Below are 16,095 nucleotides of genomic sequence, written 5' to 3'. Positions count from 1 at the left end.
TCAATGCCATTTATTAAATTTATTGTCGCCAATATATTGGATGCAGCATTGAATGATGAAGGGAAAAACAATGAATAAAATTGATCATGTTGAAGTTCAATCTGCTGTCACGTTGGCCAGCGAGAAATGGAAAGCAGGCTTTAACAGTGCCAACCCCAATATTTGCGCAGCGGCTTATCATGAAGACGCCGTGATGGAAGTTGGGGGAATGGGATCATTCATCGGCAAAGCGGCCATCTTTAAATTCTGGCAGGATTTCATTCTCTCTGGGGCCAAAGACGTGGAATATTTTGACACAAAAATGGACGTTATTGACACAAACACTGTATTGCTTACATCAAATTGGAAAATGAATGTCGGACAGGGAAGGATTACCAAAGAAAAATGGTGTCGCCAGCACGACAATCAGTGGCTATTAACAGAAGATGCCTTTGAAATGACCGAAAAATTTATCTAAAAGGACGGTCCGGCCAGAAATCATCTGCCGACTTGCCTACCTTCACGTCAACCTTTTCCATCTCGCTCATGCGCGGCTTCGGGGCCGAGACAATCGTGGCATCGACAATCTGGCCTCCCATCGCCAGAAAACCCTGCTCCACGATTAGGGTGTCAAGCCGGGAGAAACAAATGGTCAATTGCCTTGTCCCGGCTCAGCAAGTCCCGGTACAGCCAGATCGTGCGCGCATCCGGCACCCGGTCGCCAAGCTCAAGATCGAGAAAGGACATGAAAGACAGCCGATGGTTGATCAGGAATTCCGTCCGTTCGTCGCTCAGGTCATTCAGCAACTGGATCACCAGTATCTTGAACATCATCACCGGATCATAAGGCGGGCGGCCGCCCCGATCCCGGTTGCTGCGTCTCAACGCAATGACCAGGCCGCTGCGGAAGGCCTCAAATCCACCACCGAGCCCAGAAGCTCCAACTGGTCACCCAGATCACTTAACCGACGGAGCTGGTCATCAATCCCGAATAATTTACGCTGCTTCATCATGCAAACCGAGCCTGTCTATCCCCGAACCAGTGAAGCAAAATCCGCCTGCTTTGCACAGAGGTTTCTAGAAGTGTCCAGCTTAAAAAGGCTAAATGATTTCTATTATTGATTTAACCTCTTTAAGTAAATTCATCACCTCGGCCTGAGTCGCACCCATACGTGGATGGTAATCAAAATCATCTAGTCCTTCAAAAGTTTCATTCAAAGCGTTGTTGATAATTATTAACTCTTCAAGAGAAACATTTATGATTATTCTTCCACTATCTACCTTATCTAATTTCACAGTAATACCCATTATTTAAGATCATCAAAATACCCTTTACCTCTGGTTGGTTTGAAAGCAGTTCCTTTATTAACTTGACTGGGGTCATGTCTTAGAGCCTGACTCGAAACTTTATGTTTCATAATAATACCTTGCCAGCCTTCGTGTCATCATTCTTATGGATGATACGAGTACCCATGTTTCAGCGGACGGGATGGATTTTTCCCAGTCCTTTGCCAATCGGCGGCAGCGATTGAGCCATGCAAATGTCCGTTCGACCACCCATCGGCAGGGCAGGACTTCAAATCCTTCCGCCTTGTCAGAACGCTTCACGATTTCAATTGTCCAGCCACCGATTTTAGCCAGGGCTTTGCGGAGTTTGGGCTCCGCATATCCGCCATCGGCAAAAAGATGTCGCAGCCACGGATGGCTTCGGCGAATGGAACTCAAAACATCTGGTGCCCCGTCCCGATCCTGGATATCAGCAGGGTGAACGACACTTCCGATCAGCAGTCCCAGGGTATCGGTGACAATATGACGTTTTCTGCCTTTGATTTTCTTTCCTGCATCATAGCCCCGAAGTCCGCCGCTTTCTGTGGTTTTGACGCTTTGGCTGTCAATGATCCCTGCTGTCGGGCTGACCTCGCTGCCCTCAAGATCGCGGCTCCACATGACCAGGTGATGGTTGATCGTTTTCAGGAGCTCACAATCCCGCCAGTGGTAGAAATAGCGTTGAACCGTCGAGCGCGGAGGGAAATCTTTCGGCAGCATCCGCCATTGGCAGCCCGTTGTTGCAATATAAAGAATGCCATTCATCACCTCACGTAAATCCGTTGTCCGGGGGCGACCCTGAAACAGCCGTAACGGCAAGGAGGCCACTCATAATCGCGCCGAGTGGTTGCAGTCCAAACCATTGTGATCTCCATTTGTTGGCGTAAACCAATAGAATCAAAAGTGACTGTAATCACTCAACTAATTTCTGGTCAGGCCCTAAGGGAAGTAGAGATTGTCGTCATAAATGACAATCTCTACTTCCCTGGACTGCTGGTACCTCAGATAACTATTTCCAGCCATTGCTGAAGGCGTTCTTCAGGATTTGGGTGATAGAGCACATCAGTGACAACGCAGAGACAATCGGCCCCGGCTTTATAAATGTCCGGGGCTCTTTCCACAGACAGACCACCAATGGCGACCAACGGGACCTTGCCAACCCGTGCTTTCCATCGGCGAACATTTTCAGCACCCTGTGGTGCCCAGGACATCTGCTTGAGGATGGTCGGATAGACAGGTCCCAGCGCAATATAATCTGGGGACAGGGCGAGAGCCCGGTCAAGTTCGGCCTCGTCATGAGTACTGATCCCCAGCTTGAGACCCGCCTGACGTATCTTGGGCAGATCGGCCTGATCCAGGTCTTCCTGGCCCAGATGGATAAAATCACACCCCAGCTCCAGAGCCAGTTGCCAGTAGTCATTCACAACCAGCTGGGTTTTGTACTCCCGACAAAGCTCTCGTGCCTGGCGTATCTGTGCCCGGACGTCATCCTGTTCCTTATCCTTAATTCGCAACTGTACCAGTTTCAGGCCAAGCGGGAGAAAACGGGGTAACCACTTCACATCATCAACGATCTGATAAAAAGGCTCAATCATGTTTCTGGTTCCAGAAGGGGAGTCCGATAACCGGTGTTGATGGCGCGGCCATGTCTCTCTGTTCCATGGGATCAGCTTCATAAGCCAGTCGCCCGCTTTCAATCGCCAGTCCAAAAGCCCGGGCCATTGCCACAGGATCTCCGGCTTTAGCCACGGCGGTGTTTAGCAAAACGGCATCATACCCCAGCTCCATGGCAGCGGCTGCATGAGAAGGCAATCCCAACCCGGCATCAACCACCAGCGGAATTGATGGAAAATGGGCGCGCAAGCTTCGTAAGCCATAAACATTATTCAGGCCACGACCGCTTCCTATCGGTGCCCCCCAGGGCATCAGGACCTCACAGCCTGCCGCGACCAGTTTCTCTGCTACGACCAGATCCTCTGTTGTGTAGGGGAAGACCTGGAAACCTTCGTTACAGAGAATTCGGGCGGCTTCAACCAGCCCGAAAACATCCGGCTGCAAGGTGTCATCTTCGCCGATGACTTCGAGCTTTACCCAAGCTGTGTCAAAGATCTCCCGTGCCATCTGGGCTGTGGTAACAGCTTCTTTAACGGTTTTACAGCCCGCTGTATTTGGCAGTATTCGCAAATCTGAGCTTCGGATCATGTCCCAAAACTTTTGCCCCGCAAGATCTTTCCCTGATTCCCGTCGCAACGACACCGTGACAATCTCAGAACCGGATGCCTGTATGGCATCAAGCATGATCGCCGGGGAGGGGTAAAGCGCTGTGCCAATCAGAAATCGTGATGTTATCTTCTGGCCGTAAAACTCTAATGTCATGATCTGTGTTACCCCCCTTGCATCGGGGCAACAATTTCAATGGCGTCACCCTGACTTATCAACATCTCTTTTCGACAGCTTGCTGGCGCCAACTCACCATTCAAGGCTGTGGCGACACGGGCAGAACCATATCCTTGCTCGTTCAAAAGATCAGCCAGGTTTTCTGCTGCCGTCTCCAATTCCTGTCCGTTCAAACTGATGCGCATCTTTGCGGTCCTCGCGAGTTATGGCCAATAGAAATTAAGGATTTCCTGTCTTCCCGGACGGAAGGATACCCCTGCATTATCAAATCTGCAGTCAGAGCAGCTACCGCCGGGGCTGCCAGATAGCCGTGACGATACATGCCATTTACGTAAATGGTGCTGCCAGCTTGAATAATTGCAGGAAGATTATCCGGAAAAGCAGGTCTGGCATCCACACCTATTTCCAGAATTTCAGCTTCACCAAATCCTGGATGCAAGGCATAGGCCGCGGACAAAAGTTCAAGTATGGATCGAACCGAAGCCCGCGACCGTTCTTCGTTTTCTATCATTGTTGCCCCGATCATAAAAACCCCGTTATCCCGGGGAACCACATAAAGCGGTATACGGGGATGGAGCAAACGTATTGGTCTGTTAAGCTGAATCTCATCACTTTGAATCAGCACCATTTCGCCCTTTACCCCCCTTAGGTCCGGCAATTCTTTTTGGGCAGCCAGTCCCCGGCAGTCAATTCTAAAATCAGCTTCTGTCGGGGTTTGAAGATCTGCGTCTTCAAGCGATCTGTTGTATTGGAAATGTACGGCTTTATTCCTGAGAAAGTCTTCAAGCGCTTGTAAGATCTTGCGTGGATCAAAGTGGGCTTCCGAAGGATAGAACAATCCACTTTGGAAGCGGCCAGCCAGGGCAGGCTCAAGTTCTGAAATCTCTTCTGCCGAGACCTTTTTCCAATTCTCGGTCCTTCTGCCAAAACGCTTCAGATCCGGCAAATCCCGGGCAGGGGCAACGACCAGAGTGCCCCGCTGGATATAGTGCCCAGAAGAAAAGCGGGACCAGAACTCCATGCTTTCCACTCCCAGCTCCCCAATCAACGGTTCGGCGCTTTCCATTTCACACCAGGGCGCCAGCATGCCTCCAGCCCACCAGGAACAACAGCTGTCATCCGGTCCCTTACTCTGTGAAATAATAGTTACGTCATGACCGAGTTCAGCAAAAACGGCTGCACAGGACAACCCAACAACGCCGGAGCCAATGATTTCAATCCGCATTGTCTGGGCTCCCGACCTGAAGTTCTGCTTTGTTTTTTTTCAGTGTATTCGAAGAAACATAAAGTTCATTGCCCAGTTCCTGAAACCTGTCGCTCATCTGGGCCATTCCCTGGGTTTTATCATTTAGCCTGCTTGCATAATCCCTGACCTCTTGCGAGATTTTCATTGAACAGAATTTGGGACCGCACATCGAACAGAAATGTGCAAGCTTATGGGCCTCCTTGGGAAGTGTTTCGTCATGGAAAGACCGGGCAGTTTCCGGATCCAGGGAAAGATTGAACTGGTCTTCCCAGCGAAAATCGAAACGGGCACGGGAAATAGCATCATCCTGGATCTGGGCTATGGGATGCCCCTTGGCCAGATCAGCAGCATGGGCAGCTATTTTGTAGGTAATAACCCCGGTCTTTACATCATCCCGGTTCGGCAACCCCAGATGCTCTTTAGGGGTGACATAACAAAGCATTGCGGTACCGTACCAGCCGATCATCGCCGCCCCAATGCCGGAAGTAATATGGTCATACCCGGGTGCGATATCGGTCGTTAACGGCCCAAGCGTATAGAAGGGGGCCTCACCACACTCCCTGAGCTGCTTGTCCATGTTCTCCTTGATCTTGTGCAGAGGAACATGCCCCGGACCTTCGTTGATTACCTGACACCCCTTGCTCCACGCAACTCTGGTTAACTCTCCGATCGTTTCCAGTTCGGAAAATTGAGCCTTGTCATTTGCATCTGCAATAGATCCCGGGCGCAGACCATCCCCCAACGAGAAGGAGACATCATAACGGCGCATAATATCGCAGATGTCACCGAAATGTTCGTAAAGAAAGCTTTCCTTGTGATGATGGAGACACCATTTGGCCATGATCGATCCCCCCCGCGACACGATTCCGGTCACTCGATCTGCGGTCAGATGAATATAGGCAAGGCGAACGCCAGCGTGGATCGTGAAATAATCTACGCCCTGTTCACATTGCTCGATCAGGGTATCTCTGAAAACTTCCCAATCCAGTTTTTCGGCAATACCATTAACCTTTTCCAGTGCCTGGTACATCGGCACTGTCCCAATCGGGACAGGGCTGTTGCGGATAATCCATTCTCTTGTGTGGTGAATATTCCGTCCGGTTGAAAGGTCCATAACGGTATCAGCCCCCCAGCGAATGGCCCAGACCATCTTGTCAATTTCCTCTTCAATTGAGGAGGTAACTGCAGAATTACCGATATTGGCGTTAATCTTGACCAGAAAATTTCGCCCGATAATCATGGGCTCCAGTTCAGGGTGATTGATATTTGCCGGAATAATTGCCCGGCCACGGGCAATCTCGCTGCGAACAAATTCCGGTGTGACAAAAGCTGGCAACGAGGCTCCAAAATTTTCTCCCCCCTCCAGAGATTGCTGAGCCTGTTCAAACTGCTGTTTACGGCCAAGATTTTCCCGCTCAGCTACATAGATCATTTCCTCGCTGATAATACCTGCACAGGCCATCTCATACTGGGTGAGGGGAGCTTTGCCCGTTCCGCGCAAGGGAGCAACAGTTCGAGCGAATGCCTGTGCCAACTGGGCAGGATTAACAGTACCGTTATCCTCGGGTTTTATCTGTCGTCCCTGATAGGCTTCAACAGCCCGTGCTGTGATCCAGTCCTTACGCAATCCAGGTAATCCCTGGTCTATATCTATATGCACCTCCGGATCTGTATAGGGGCCAGAGGTATCATAAATTCGGATTAGCTGGTTCTGTGGATCAGCTGTTCTTACCGCGCGAAAGGGAACCCGAAGATGGGGCGCATCATCCGGGGATGTATAGATTTTTTGAGATGCAGGAAGAGCCCCGGTCGTAACGCGGGATCTTGGTTTTATGTTTATATTGTTTGTTTCAGACACGATAAAAGATCTCCCATTTAATAGTCAGGAGATCCGGGGCGCTATGGGGAGGTGACCAGAAAGTAGTCGTACTTATTGTACTACTATCTGCTGCGGTTCCTATCCCTTCGCCGGCATGACCCGGATCAGGTTCAAAGAGTCCCGTGCAGTAACAGCACAATCTCAGCCCTCTTCTGAGGACACCCCTTGGATAGTCTGTTTATAGAACAGGCCCGGAATGGTTTCAAGCGCAGGGTTATCTGAAGCCGATTTAATTTCAGAGTTGATCCCAATCCAAAGATGATCGCAGGAAATTATCCAATGATGCCTAGGGAACATTGATTTATGTCAATGTGTTTTGCCCGGACTGCTTTATGATGGATACTTGTATAGAAGTATTTCTAAAGCATCACTCCAGGACTTGAGGGCAAATTTGTGCAAAATCTTGATGTGACTTCAACAGAACCAAGCAAAGGGCGGGAAGTCAGTCTTTTCCTGTTTCTCGCAGCAGTACTAATCCCTGTGCTGACGATTGCACTGGTCGGGGCCTATGGTTTCAGTATCTGGATGTACCAGATCTTTATTGCCGGTCCACCTACCAACTGATTTTCAACACTGTATCAAACAAAAAGGGAGGTCAAATCAATGACCTCCCTTTTTTATCGCCTTATCTGGATGTTAAGTCCTATTCCCAGCCTTCAACACCAGTCATGTCTGGCAGGTGATGCGCGATCCCCTTGTGACAATCAATACAGGTCTTCTCACCTGTAAAAAGGAATGTCTGGTGTGCCGTGGCGGCCCGAGGGCTCTGGACGGTAATATCCATGGATTCAACAGAGTGACAGTTGCGGCACTCCAGCGAGTTGTTGGCTTTGAGACGATCCCATTCATGCCCCGCCAAGCGGCGGCGCTCGGCCTGAAACTTCTCCCGAGTGTCGATGGTGCCAAAAAGCTTGCCCCAGACTTCTTTGGATGCCTGGGTTTTCCGGGCAATCTTGTCGGTCCAGTTATGCGGAACATGACAGTCAGGACAACTGGCCCGAACCCCTGAACGGTTGCTGTAATGGATCGTCGTTTTCAACTCTGCAAAAACGTTATCCCCCATTTCATGACAGCTGACACAAAACTCTTCAGTATTGGTCACTTCCAACGCGGTGTTGAAACCACCCCAGAACATCACCCCGGCGACAAATCCCCCAATCGTCAGAAACCCGATTGAAAGATGCTTCGCAGGACGATTGGCCCGAGACCAGAGCCCCGCGATCAGACAGAAGATTTTTTTGAAAGGCGCCATTATTGTTCACCCTTGATCAGGTCTTCCACGTCAATGAACTCATTTTCGACCAGTGGGCGTGCAGATACCTGGGTAACGTGACACTGGTTACAGAAATATCGACGTGGTGAAACCGTTGCCAACACCTGATTATCCCGGTCCATATAATGCGTTACACTCACCATTGGCGCCTGGGATTCCCCTGTACGGGTCCGGGCGTGACAGGAAAGACATTTGTTTGCGTTCAGCGTGATCTGGTAATCCCTGACTTGATGCGGGATAGTCGGCGGCTGTTCCGGATAGTTTCTTACCCGCTTCACATCTGTATTTTCCTCCTTTGTGATTGGAGGTGCTTCGGCTTCAGATGTAATAGGAGTTCCCTGACGCAAGGTTGCTGTGCCATCCGAAAGCGCACTTGTTGCATAGAACACAAGACCAAGTGCTGTTGTTATATTGATAAGAATGCGTTTCATTTTACGCTCTCCCCGTGGCGATCACTTTGACAGCACATTTCTTAAAGTCGGTTTGTTTGGAAATCGGATCAGTTGCATCCAGTGTAACCTTGTTGATCAACTGGCTGGCATCAAACCAGGGAACAAAAATAAGCCCCTTCGGAGGTTTGTTCCTGCCCCGCGTTTCGACACGGGTAACCATTTCACCCCGGCGGGAGATGACCTTGATTTCCTGTCCGCGACGCAGCCCACGAGCAGCAGCATCATCAGGATGCATAAAGGCAACAGAATCAGGGAAAGCTTTATAAAGTTCAGGAACACGCTGGGTCATGGAGCCAGAGTGCCAGTGCTCCAGCACGCGTCCGGTTGAAAGCCAGAGATCGAATTCCTCGTCAGGGCTCTCAGCTGGGGGTTCATAGGGAAGGGCAAAAATCACCGCCCGTCCGTCAGGTTTGCCATAGAAATCAAAATCGCTTCCCGGTTTTGCGTAAGGGTCTGATCCCTCTTTGAAACGCCAGCGGGTTTCCTGCCCGTTGACGACAGGCCATCTCAGACCACGTTCCTGGTGATAAACCTCGAATGGCGCCAGATCATGACCATGGCCTCGACCGAACTCGGCATATTCTTCAAACAGACCTTTCTGAACATAAAAGCCAAAATGTTTGGACTCTATATTTTCATAATCGGGATGGATCTCTGACAGTGGATATTTTTCCACATTGCCGTTGGCGTAAAGTACTTCGAATAGAGTTTTACCCTTGTATTCCGGGTTCTCAGACAACACCTCTGCCGGCCAGACATCATCCGTGGTGATGCGTTTGGAGAATTCCATCAACTGCCAGAGATCTGATTTTGCTTCGCCAGGAGCCGTAACCAGCTGGTGCCAGAACTGGGTGCGGCGCTCAGCGTTGCCATAGGCCCCTTCCTTTTCCACCCACATGGCTGTGGGAAGGATCAGATCAGCCGCTTCAGCGGTTACAGTCGGGTAAGGATCCGACACAACGATAAAGTTTTTCGGGTTGCGATAGCCTGGATAGCCTTCTTCATTGAGGTTAGGAGCAGCCTGCATGTTGTTGTTACACATCACCCAATAGGCATTGAGCTTTCCGTCTTTGAGCATGCGGTTTTGCAACACAGCGTGATAACCGGGTTTCTCTGGGATAATCCCGGCCGGAATTTTCCAGATCTTCTCGGCATAGGCCCGATGCTCTGGATTGGTAACAACCATATCCGCAGGCAGTCTGTGAGAGAAGGTGCCGACTTCACGGGCGGTACCACAGGCTGAAGGCTGGCCTGTCAAGGAGAAGGGAGAATTGCCCGGTGTTGATATCTTTCCAACCAGAAGGTGGATATTATAGATCAGGTTGTTACACCATACGCCACGTGTATGCTGATTAAAGCCCATGGTCCAGAAGGACACGACCTTGCGATCAGGATCGGCGTAGAGTTCAGCCAATTCAACCAGACGGTTTTCCGGTACGCCAGAGAGTTTTGAAACCTTCTCAAGGGTATAATCGGCAACAAACGCCTTGAATTCTTCAAAATTCATTTCACTGGAACCGCCAGCTTCACCGGCATTCTTGGCTTTTTTCTCCAGTTCATGTTCAGGTCTCAGACCGTACCCGATATCATCATTACCCCGGCGGAAGTTTACATGTTTAGAGACAAAGTCATGATTTACCTTGTCGTTCTGTATGATGTAGTTGGCAATGAAATTCAGGATCGCCAGATCAGTTTGTGGGGTGAAAACCATGGGAATGTCGGCAAGATCAAAACAGCGATGCTCAAATGTCGACAGAACTGCAACCTTTGTGTTGGGCGCGCTGAGGCGGCGATCCGTCACTCTGGTCCAGAGTATCGGGTGCATTTCCGCCATATTTGAGCCCCAGAGTACAAAAGCATCAGTGGCCTCAATATCATCATAACACCCCATCGGCTCATCAATGCCGAAAGTCCGCATAAAGCCGCCAACAGCAGAGGCCATACAGTGTCGGGCATTGGGATCAATGTTGTTAGAGCCAAAACCGGCTTTCAGCAATTTGGAAGCTGCGTAACCTTCCCAGACAGTCCACTGTCCGGATCCGAACATCCCGATAGATGTCGGGCCGTTTTCTTTCACCGCCGCTTTAAATTTTTCTGCCATAATATCCATGGCAACATCCCAGGACACAGGCGTGAATTCACCATCCTTGGCATACTTTCCATCTTTCATACGAAGAAGCGGCGTGGTCAGGCGATCCTTGCCGTACATGATCTTGGAAAGGAAATACCCTTTAACGCAGTTCAAGCCCCGGTTGACTTCAGCTTTGACATCGCCATGTGTCGCAACAACGCGACCTTCCTTGGTTCCAACCATGACGCTACAACCTGTTCCACAGAACCGACAGGGAGCTTTGGACCACTTGAGTTCTGTTTTGGAGCTATCCGTCACCAGATTGGTCGCAGATACCTTGCTTGTCATGCCAGCAACGCCTGCAGCAACGGCAATGGCATTGGCCTTGATATAATCACGTCTTGTTAACTTCATCACATGATGTCCTTGAGTTTTACCGGTTAAATCGAACCTGACGTTCCGGTTCATGCTTCTTCGTGCTGATAGACGGGTGAAAACGAATAAACCCCTTCTGTCGTCCTGATACTGTCAATCGTCGAGACGGCATCCCGACTTGTCGGAGCGTCAATCAGAATGACAACTTTGCCCTTGTCATCAACAAGGGGTACATCGGCGAAAGGGTGCTTTAGTATGTCCGCTAGCACCTTCTCGAAATTATCCGGTGATATCCGTGCGATGTGGCTGGAGATAAAAAGATCTGTCTCATCGTTCATTATCTAGGCATTCCCCTGCCGACTGATGCTCTTTCAACGTTATCCGTTGGAAAACAAATCCGGCTTTATGATTTCATCTCTCGTTTATTGTTGGTGGTTTTAATCCACCTTCATAGATGAACTATAACCTGACCCGGACCTTCGGCATTGATATGGATCAAGATACGAAGTTATTTCCCGGTTTTTTCCTAGGGATTCCCCGGTTGTTTCCAGACTGTTTCCGGCCGTAAAATCGGGAAAAAGCAAGAAACCCCGGCAAAAGAATGCCGGGGTTTCAGGACGCGGTATAAAAAGTAATTTAATCGTATGGAATCAGGCGGAAGCACTGTGCTTCTGGCTGATTTTTGATCTTTGCAAAGCCTGTCCTCCAGCATCAAAAACGTGAAGAGCCTCAAGCGGGGCGGTTGCCAATACCTGATCACCTGTTCGGGTGGCAGAATGCCCGTCTACCTTTACGCAAATGTGCGCGTGGTTTTTATTTTCCAGATAGAGATAACTGGCATCTCCAAGCCTCTCCACAGCCAAGACCCGACTGGAAATTGTAAAATCTCCGTTTTGGTTTTCTGACATATGTTCGGGACGGATACCCAGCGTAACAACGTCTCCGGCTTCCGTTTTTCCGGGCATGACAGGAACTTGTACCGTTGTTTTGTTTTGATCCAGTGTTATCTCGAGAGCTTTTTCCTGCTTTCCGACAACCGTACCGGAAACAAAGTTCATGGCAGGTGAACCGATAAATCCCGCAACAAACTTGTTGGCAGGATGGTGATATAATTCAAGCGGGGTACCATATTGGGCAACATGACCGTCGTTCAGCACGACGATCTTGTCCGCCAGGGTCATCGCCTCAACCTGATCGTGGGTTACATAGATAATGGTCGCCTGCAGATCCTGATGCAACTTGGCGATTTCCAGACGGGTATTTACCCGCAAGGCTGCATCAAGGTTACTCAGAGGTTCATCAAACAGGAAGACGTTGGGATCACGAACGATGGCACGCCCGATGGCAACCCGTTGACGCTGCCCGCCAGACAACTCTCTTGGGTATCTCTTGAGCAACTGCTCCAGCTTGAGGCTCACAGCAGCTTTCTGGACCTTCTCTTCGATGATCTTTTTATTTTCTCCCCCTCCCAGCAACCCGCCAAGAGGGCCTTTTTTACCAAGTGTCAGACCAAAAGCCATATTTTGGTAGACAGTCATATGGGGATAGAGTGCGTAGGACTGAAATACCATGGCGATTTTACGCTGGGATGGCGTCAGATCGTTTACGGTTTCTCCGGCAATTTGCAGTGATCCGCCCGAGATGTCTTCCAGCCCGGCAATCATCCTGAGAAGCGTGGACTTGCCACAACCGGACGGCCCGACAAACACAACAAACTCACCATCTTTTATGTCTATATTTATATCCCGCAGAACTTCATTTTTTCCATAAGCCTTACGGATATCTGTCAGCTTGATATCAGCCATGTCTTTTACCTCTTCCAATGCACAGCTGCGCAGGGCCGCCAGTTAGTAATAGTCTTGTCAGATCACAAGGGCATCCGATTGTTGTACAGATCATTTCACGGCTCCCGCTGTCAGACCACGGATCAGTTGCCGCGAGAAAATCAGATAAAGAACCAGGATCGGCACAATTGCCAGTGTCAGTGACGCCAGAACGGCATTCCAGTCCGTAACATACTGGCCGATAAACTGCTGTATGCCGAGGGTAACGGTTGCGGTGTCTTCTCCTGGTGCCAAGATCAACGGGAACCAGAGATCATTCCAGACCGGGATCATGGTGAAGACAGCAACGGTGGCAAGGGCAGGGCGGATCAGCGGCAGAATAATCGACCAGAAGATCCGATACTCGGAAACCCCGTCACAGCGTGCGGCCTCCTTCAGATCATTTGGAATTTGGGCGATAAATTCCCGCAAAATAAAGATCGCCAGGGGCAACCCCTGCGCCGTGTAGACCAGAACGAGAGCCGTCAGGGTATTGATCAAACCAAGAGAAACAATAATCTTGAGCAGGCTGACACTCCCCAGACGGATCGGAATCATGATCCCGATGGCAAGAAAAAGCGCGACAAAATCACTGCCGGGAAAGTCATACTCAGCCAAGGCCCAGGCAGCCATTGCTCCAAGAACCAGAACAAAAGCCAAACTCATAACAGTGACAGAGATTGAGTTGAGAAAGTAAACATCAAAAGAAGAACTGCCCAAAACCTTCTCAAAGCCAACCAGATCAAAAGTATTGGCATCAGGTAACGACAGCGGTGATTTGAAAATCGCCTTTCTGCTTTTGAAGGAATTAAAGATGATCAGCAAGATCGGGAAAAGTGCGATAATGGTGTAGCTGATCAGCAGTGCGTGCACGGCCAGGGGGCCGAACCGACGAGAGGTTCTCATGCTGGCCTCCTAAAGCTGATAACGGCGCAATCGCCGTTGAATGGCATAAAGATAGATCATCACTCCACAAAGGATGACCAGGAACATAAGGCTGGCAACTGTCGCCCCCATAGAAGGGTTTCCTGGCTGCAGCTGAAAACCAAAGAAGGTACGATAAAACAGGGTGCCCATGATATCACTGGAGAAATTTGGTCCGGCCAAAGCACCCTTCACAGCGTAAATCAGGTCAAACGCGTTAAAGTTTGCCACGAAGGTCAATACGGAAACCATTGCAACAGTTGGCAAAATCAAGGGAAGCTTGATCCGCCAGAAAGCTGTCCACTGATTCGCTCCATCAACAATCGCGGCATCGACCAGATCATCAGGTACATTCAGAAGCGCGGCGTAAATGAGCATCATGGGAATACCGACAAACTGCCAGACCGATATCAGTGACAAGGTCAACAACGTAGTTGATTCTTCTCCCAGTAAAGGTGGGAGACCATCACTGATACCAATAAAACCGACCAATGTATCCCCCACGCCCCAGATAGGACTGAGGATAAGCTGCCAGATAAAGCCGATAATGACGACCGATAGCATTGTCGGCATAAAGATCAGGGTTCTATAGGTGTTCTTGAGTTTCAAGCGCGGCAAGCTCAGCAGCGCAGCAAGGAAAATTCCAATCGGGTTTTGCACCAGCATATGGATTAGAAAGAACAGAAAGTTGTTTTTCAGTGCATTGACAAAGTCGGCAGACCAGCGCTCATCGGTAAAAATCGTCACATAGTTCGACCAACCGGTAAAACTGGCAGTACCATCTGTCTCGATTGAATAGAAACTGAGCCGCAGGGTATCGATCAAAGGCACAATCATAAATGCGCTGTAGATCAGAACTGCTGGCAGGAGAAACACAAATAGATGCGTTTTAAAGGGGCTACCCTTGTTACTTTGCGAGGCCATCAGGACGCATACTCCGGTAACACTTGCAGGTAATCGTTTTTCACACACGACACCTTACAGCAAATACAGACAAACGCCGATGCCCGGGGCATCGGCGTTTGTTCCAGGTATCTTTATTGTTGTGGCTTATACCAGCTCGACAAACCTGCCTGAGCTTTCTCTGCAGCTTCTGTTGCTGTCATCGTTCCGTTAATCACCCCGACAGACACATTCCAGAGATCATTCTCGAGACTTGGTGTGCCACGAGAAAGGATCTGATAGGAATTACGGATGGTTGATTCACAGGTATCTCTCCAGCCAACGAATTCCTTTGCAACCGGATCTGTAAGGTTGATCTTGTGATTAGATAGAGCAAAGAAGCCGGGAAGAGCATTCGACATCAGTTCACCCGCTTCTGCAGTTGTCATCCAGCTGACGAAAGTCTCCGCAGCCTTGACGTTTTTGGAAGCAGCATTGATACCAAGGCCGATATCTGTGTGATCAGAGATATAACAGGTCGACTGCCCTTCAGGAACAGGCGGCGGGAAAGCTCCAAATTCAAAGTCCGCCTGGGAGTTGAAGGTGGCAATATCCCAGGAGCCAGCAGGATAGATCGCTGCACGGCCGAGGCTGAAAAGATTCTGACTGTCTGGATAGGACTGCGCTTTATAGCCCTTACCAAGATACGGTCCCCATTCAGCAAGATGCTCGAACACCTTGATATACTGGGCGTCGGTCAGCTTTTCTTCTCCTGCAATCAGGGCTTTACGACCTTCTTCACCATTCCAGAAGTTTGGTCCAACATTCTGGAAGCCCATTGTTGCAGCTTCCCACTGATCCGCTGTTCCCATAGACATCGGAGCATAGGAGCCTTCGTCTTTGATCGCAGCCAGGACTTTCATAAACTCGGGAATGGTTTTGGGTATCTCTAGCCCCAGTTCCTTAAAGGCTTCTTTGTTGTACATAAAGCCGTGAATGACCGAGGCCATGGGGAGACAGAAGGTGGTTGATCCGTCATCCGTCTGCCAGGCACTTTTGGCCACGTCCGAGAAGTTCTCCATCCCTTCAATGGCGTCAATCTTGGTCAGATGCCCCTGATTGTATAGATCAAGCGATACATCAAAGGGGCGGCAAGTAATCAGATCTCCTGCAGTTCCCGCTGCAAGTTTAGCATTCAGGCTGGCATTGTAATCTGCAGGCGGGGTAGGGGCGAAACGCACCTGAACATCAGGATGAGACTTGTTGAAAGCAGGAATAATCTGTTTGTTCCAGATATCAATGTCATCATTACGCCAGCTTTCAATGACAAGCTCTTCTGCCTGGGCCGAAGCGACAGGAGAAAGCCCGGCAATTGCCAAGGCAACAGCGGCAGCACCGCTACACAAAATAAGTTTTCTATTGATCATGTTATCCTCCGAGTTAAGATAATAATTCCGGGTGTAGCCCG

General features: G+C 49.7%; 19 protein-coding genes, 1 pseudogene and 1 riboswitch. Of the genes and pseudogenes, 2 read left to right on the top strand and 18 right to left on the bottom strand.

What is annotated here, in order from left to right; translation table 11 throughout:
- Window positions 1–70: 70 nt before the first annotated feature.
- A complete protein-coding gene (locus tag O4H49_RS15155) occupies window positions 71–457 on the top strand; it encodes a nuclear transport factor 2 family protein (RefSeq protein ID WP_269424275.1) in 387 nt (128 codons plus the stop codon).
- Here O4H49_RS15155 and O4H49_RS15150 read toward each other — a convergent pair.
- From O4H49_RS15150 to thiC, 10 genes and pseudogenes are all read right to left on the bottom strand, one after another.
- Window positions 450–578, bottom strand: coding sequence for a hypothetical protein (locus tag O4H49_RS15150; protein ID WP_269424274.1), 129 nt, complete (start codon window positions 576–578; stop codon window positions 450–452). The genes O4H49_RS15155 and O4H49_RS15150 overlap by 8 nt on opposite strands.
- 31 nt (window positions 579–609) lie before the next feature.
- Window positions 610–864 (bottom strand): transposase, encoded by a 255-nt coding sequence (locus O4H49_RS15145; protein WP_269424273.1) that lies wholly within the window; start codon window positions 862–864, stop codon window positions 610–612.
- Complete coding sequence (locus tag O4H49_RS15140; RefSeq protein WP_269424272.1) at window positions 861–992, bottom strand: hypothetical protein; 132 nt, start codon at window positions 990–992, stop codon at window positions 861–863. The genes O4H49_RS15145 and O4H49_RS15140 overlap by 4 nt, the downstream gene beginning before the upstream one ends.
- Window positions 993–1,080: 88 nt before the next feature.
- Window positions 1,081–1,287: a hypothetical protein gene (locus O4H49_RS15135; RefSeq protein ID WP_269424271.1), complete on the bottom strand. Its 207-nt coding sequence runs from the start codon at window positions 1,285–1,287 to the stop codon at window positions 1,081–1,083.
- A gap of 99 nt (window positions 1,288–1,386) precedes the next feature.
- Window positions 1,387–2,180, bottom strand: a pseudogene (locus tag O4H49_RS15130) (IS5 family transposase).
- Between the two features lie 126 nt (window positions 2,181–2,306).
- The gene (locus O4H49_RS15125; RefSeq protein ID WP_269424270.1) at window positions 2,307–2,900 is read right to left on the bottom strand and encodes a thiamine phosphate synthase; all 594 of its coding nucleotides are present in this window, start codon (window positions 2,898–2,900) and stop codon (window positions 2,307–2,309) included.
- Window positions 2,893–3,681: a thiazole synthase gene (locus O4H49_RS15120; protein WP_269424269.1), complete on the bottom strand. Its 789-nt coding sequence runs from the start codon at window positions 3,679–3,681 to the stop codon at window positions 2,893–2,895. Before O4H49_RS15120 ends, O4H49_RS15125 begins: the two co-directional genes overlap by 8 nt.
- Window positions 3,682–3,689: 8 nt before the next feature.
- Window positions 3,690–3,887 carry a sulfur carrier protein ThiS gene (thiS, locus tag O4H49_RS15115; RefSeq protein WP_269424268.1) on the bottom strand — a complete coding sequence of 66 codons (198 nt, stop codon included), beginning with the start codon at window positions 3,885–3,887 and terminating at the stop codon, window positions 3,690–3,692.
- The gene (locus O4H49_RS15110) at window positions 3,872–4,927 is read right to left on the bottom strand and encodes an FAD-dependent oxidoreductase (RefSeq protein ID WP_269424267.1); all 1,056 of its coding nucleotides are present in this window, start codon (window positions 4,925–4,927) and stop codon (window positions 3,872–3,874) included. Before O4H49_RS15110 ends, thiS begins: the two co-directional genes overlap by 16 nt.
- A complete protein-coding gene (gene thiC / locus O4H49_RS15105) occupies window positions 4,917–6,806 on the bottom strand; it encodes a phosphomethylpyrimidine synthase ThiC (protein WP_269424266.1) in 1,890 nt (629 codons plus the stop codon). Before thiC ends, O4H49_RS15110 begins: the two co-directional genes overlap by 11 nt.
- An 84-nt stretch (window positions 6,807–6,890) precedes the next feature.
- Window positions 6,891–7,003, bottom strand: a riboswitch (TPP riboswitch).
- Window positions 7,004–7,220: 217 nt separating this feature from the next.
- Between thiC and O4H49_RS15100 the strand changes: the two genes are divergently transcribed.
- Entirely contained in the window at window positions 7,221–7,391 is a 171-nt protein-coding gene (locus tag O4H49_RS15100; protein WP_269424265.1) for a periplasmic nitrate reductase, NapE protein, read from the top strand.
- A gap of 79 nt (window positions 7,392–7,470) precedes the next feature.
- Here O4H49_RS15100 and O4H49_RS15095 read toward each other — a convergent pair whose 3' ends face one another.
- The 8 genes from O4H49_RS15095 to O4H49_RS15060 form a co-directional block, all read right to left on the bottom strand.
- Window positions 7,471–8,079, bottom strand: a complete 609-nt coding sequence (locus O4H49_RS15095; protein WP_269424264.1) for a NapC/NirT family cytochrome c — start codon at window positions 8,077–8,079, stop codon at window positions 7,471–7,473.
- Window positions 8,079–8,531 carry a nitrate reductase cytochrome c-type subunit gene (locus O4H49_RS15090; protein ID WP_269424263.1) on the bottom strand — a complete coding sequence of 151 codons (453 nt, stop codon included), beginning with the start codon at window positions 8,529–8,531 and terminating at the stop codon, window positions 8,079–8,081. The genes O4H49_RS15095 and O4H49_RS15090 overlap by 1 nt, the downstream gene beginning before the upstream one ends.
- Before the next feature lies 1 nt (window position 8,532).
- Entirely contained in the window at window positions 8,533–11,037 is a 2,505-nt protein-coding gene (napA, locus tag O4H49_RS15085; RefSeq protein ID WP_269424262.1) for a nitrate reductase catalytic subunit NapA, read from the bottom strand.
- A 50-nt stretch (window positions 11,038–11,087) separates the two neighbouring features.
- Window positions 11,088–11,336, bottom strand: coding sequence for a chaperone NapD (locus tag O4H49_RS15080; RefSeq protein ID WP_269424261.1), 249 nt, complete (start codon window positions 11,334–11,336; stop codon window positions 11,088–11,090).
- A gap of 312 nt (window positions 11,337–11,648) precedes the next feature.
- Entirely contained in the window at window positions 11,649–12,803 is a 1,155-nt protein-coding gene (locus O4H49_RS15075) for an ABC transporter ATP-binding protein (protein WP_269424260.1), read from the bottom strand.
- Window positions 12,804–12,893: 90 nt separating this feature from the next.
- Window positions 12,894–13,727, bottom strand: coding sequence for a carbohydrate ABC transporter permease (locus O4H49_RS15070; protein ID WP_269424259.1), 834 nt, complete (start codon window positions 13,725–13,727; stop codon window positions 12,894–12,896).
- A gap of 9 nt (window positions 13,728–13,736) precedes the next feature.
- Window positions 13,737–14,669 (bottom strand): carbohydrate ABC transporter permease, encoded by a 933-nt coding sequence (locus O4H49_RS15065; protein WP_269424258.1) that lies wholly within the window; start codon window positions 14,667–14,669, stop codon window positions 13,737–13,739.
- A 113-nt stretch (window positions 14,670–14,782) separates the two neighbouring features.
- Window positions 14,783–16,054 carry an ABC transporter substrate-binding protein gene (locus O4H49_RS15060; RefSeq protein ID WP_269424257.1) on the bottom strand — a complete coding sequence of 424 codons (1,272 nt, stop codon included), beginning with the start codon at window positions 16,052–16,054 and terminating at the stop codon, window positions 14,783–14,785.
- Window positions 16,055–16,095 lie beyond the last annotated feature (41 nt).

The sequence above is a fragment of the Kiloniella laminariae genome (assembly GCF_027214005.1).
GTDB lineage: Bacteria > Pseudomonadota > Alphaproteobacteria > Kiloniellales > Kiloniellaceae > Kiloniella > Kiloniella laminariae_A.
The sequence above is the reverse complement of the archived record's forward strand: the minus strand, read 5'-3'. Positions and strand labels throughout refer to the sequence as shown.

Excerpts from the sequence above, each read along its gene's own strand:
- O4H49_RS15075 (WP_269424260.1), bottom strand. The coding sequence starts at position 12,803 with ATGGCTGATATCAAGCTGACAGATATCCGTAAGGCTTATGGAAAAAAT.
- O4H49_RS15090 (WP_269424263.1), bottom strand. The coding sequence starts at position 8,531 with ATGAAACGCATTCTTATCAATATAACAACAGCACTTGGTCTTGTGTTC.
- O4H49_RS15080 (WP_269424261.1), bottom strand. The coding sequence starts at position 11,336 with ATGAACGATGAGACAGATCTTTTTATCTCCAGCCACATCGCACGGATA.
- O4H49_RS15095 (WP_269424264.1), bottom strand. The coding sequence starts at position 8,079 with ATGGCGCCTTTCAAAAAAATCTTCTGTCTGATCGCGGGGCTCTGGTCT.
- thiS (WP_269424268.1), bottom strand. The coding sequence starts at position 3,887 with ATGCGCATCAGTTTGAACGGACAGGAATTGGAGACGGCAGCAGAAAAC.
- O4H49_RS15155 (WP_269424275.1), top strand. The coding sequence starts at position 71 with ATGAATAAAATTGATCATGTTGAAGTTCAATCTGCTGTCACGTTGGCC.
- O4H49_RS15135 (WP_269424271.1), bottom strand. The coding sequence starts at position 1,287 with ATGGGTATTACTGTGAAATTAGATAAGGTAGATAGTGGAAGAATAATC.
- O4H49_RS15060 (WP_269424257.1), bottom strand. The coding sequence starts at position 16,054 with ATGATCAATAGAAAACTTATTTTGTGTAGCGGTGCTGCCGCTGTTGCC.
- O4H49_RS15150 (WP_269424274.1), bottom strand. The coding sequence starts at position 578 with ATGGGAGGCCAGATTGTCGATGCCACGATTGTCTCGGCCCCGAAGCCG.
- O4H49_RS15140 (WP_269424272.1), bottom strand. The coding sequence starts at position 992 with ATGATGAAGCAGCGTAAATTATTCGGGATTGATGACCAGCTCCGTCGG.
- O4H49_RS15065 (WP_269424258.1), bottom strand. The coding sequence starts at position 14,669 with ATGGCCTCGCAAAGTAACAAGGGTAGCCCCTTTAAAACGCATCTATTT.
- O4H49_RS15125 (WP_269424270.1), bottom strand. The coding sequence starts at position 2,900 with ATGATTGAGCCTTTTTATCAGATCGTTGATGATGTGAAGTGGTTACCC.
- O4H49_RS15120 (WP_269424269.1), bottom strand. The coding sequence starts at position 3,681 with ATGACATTAGAGTTTTACGGCCAGAAGATAACATCACGATTTCTGATT.
- napA (WP_269424262.1), bottom strand. The coding sequence starts at position 11,037 with ATGAAGTTAACAAGACGTGATTATATCAAGGCCAATGCCATTGCCGTT.
- O4H49_RS15070 (WP_269424259.1), bottom strand. The coding sequence starts at position 13,727 with ATGAGAACCTCTCGTCGGTTCGGCCCCCTGGCCGTGCACGCACTGCTG.
- O4H49_RS15110 (WP_269424267.1), bottom strand. The coding sequence starts at position 4,927 with ATGCGGATTGAAATCATTGGCTCCGGCGTTGTTGGGTTGTCCTGTGCA.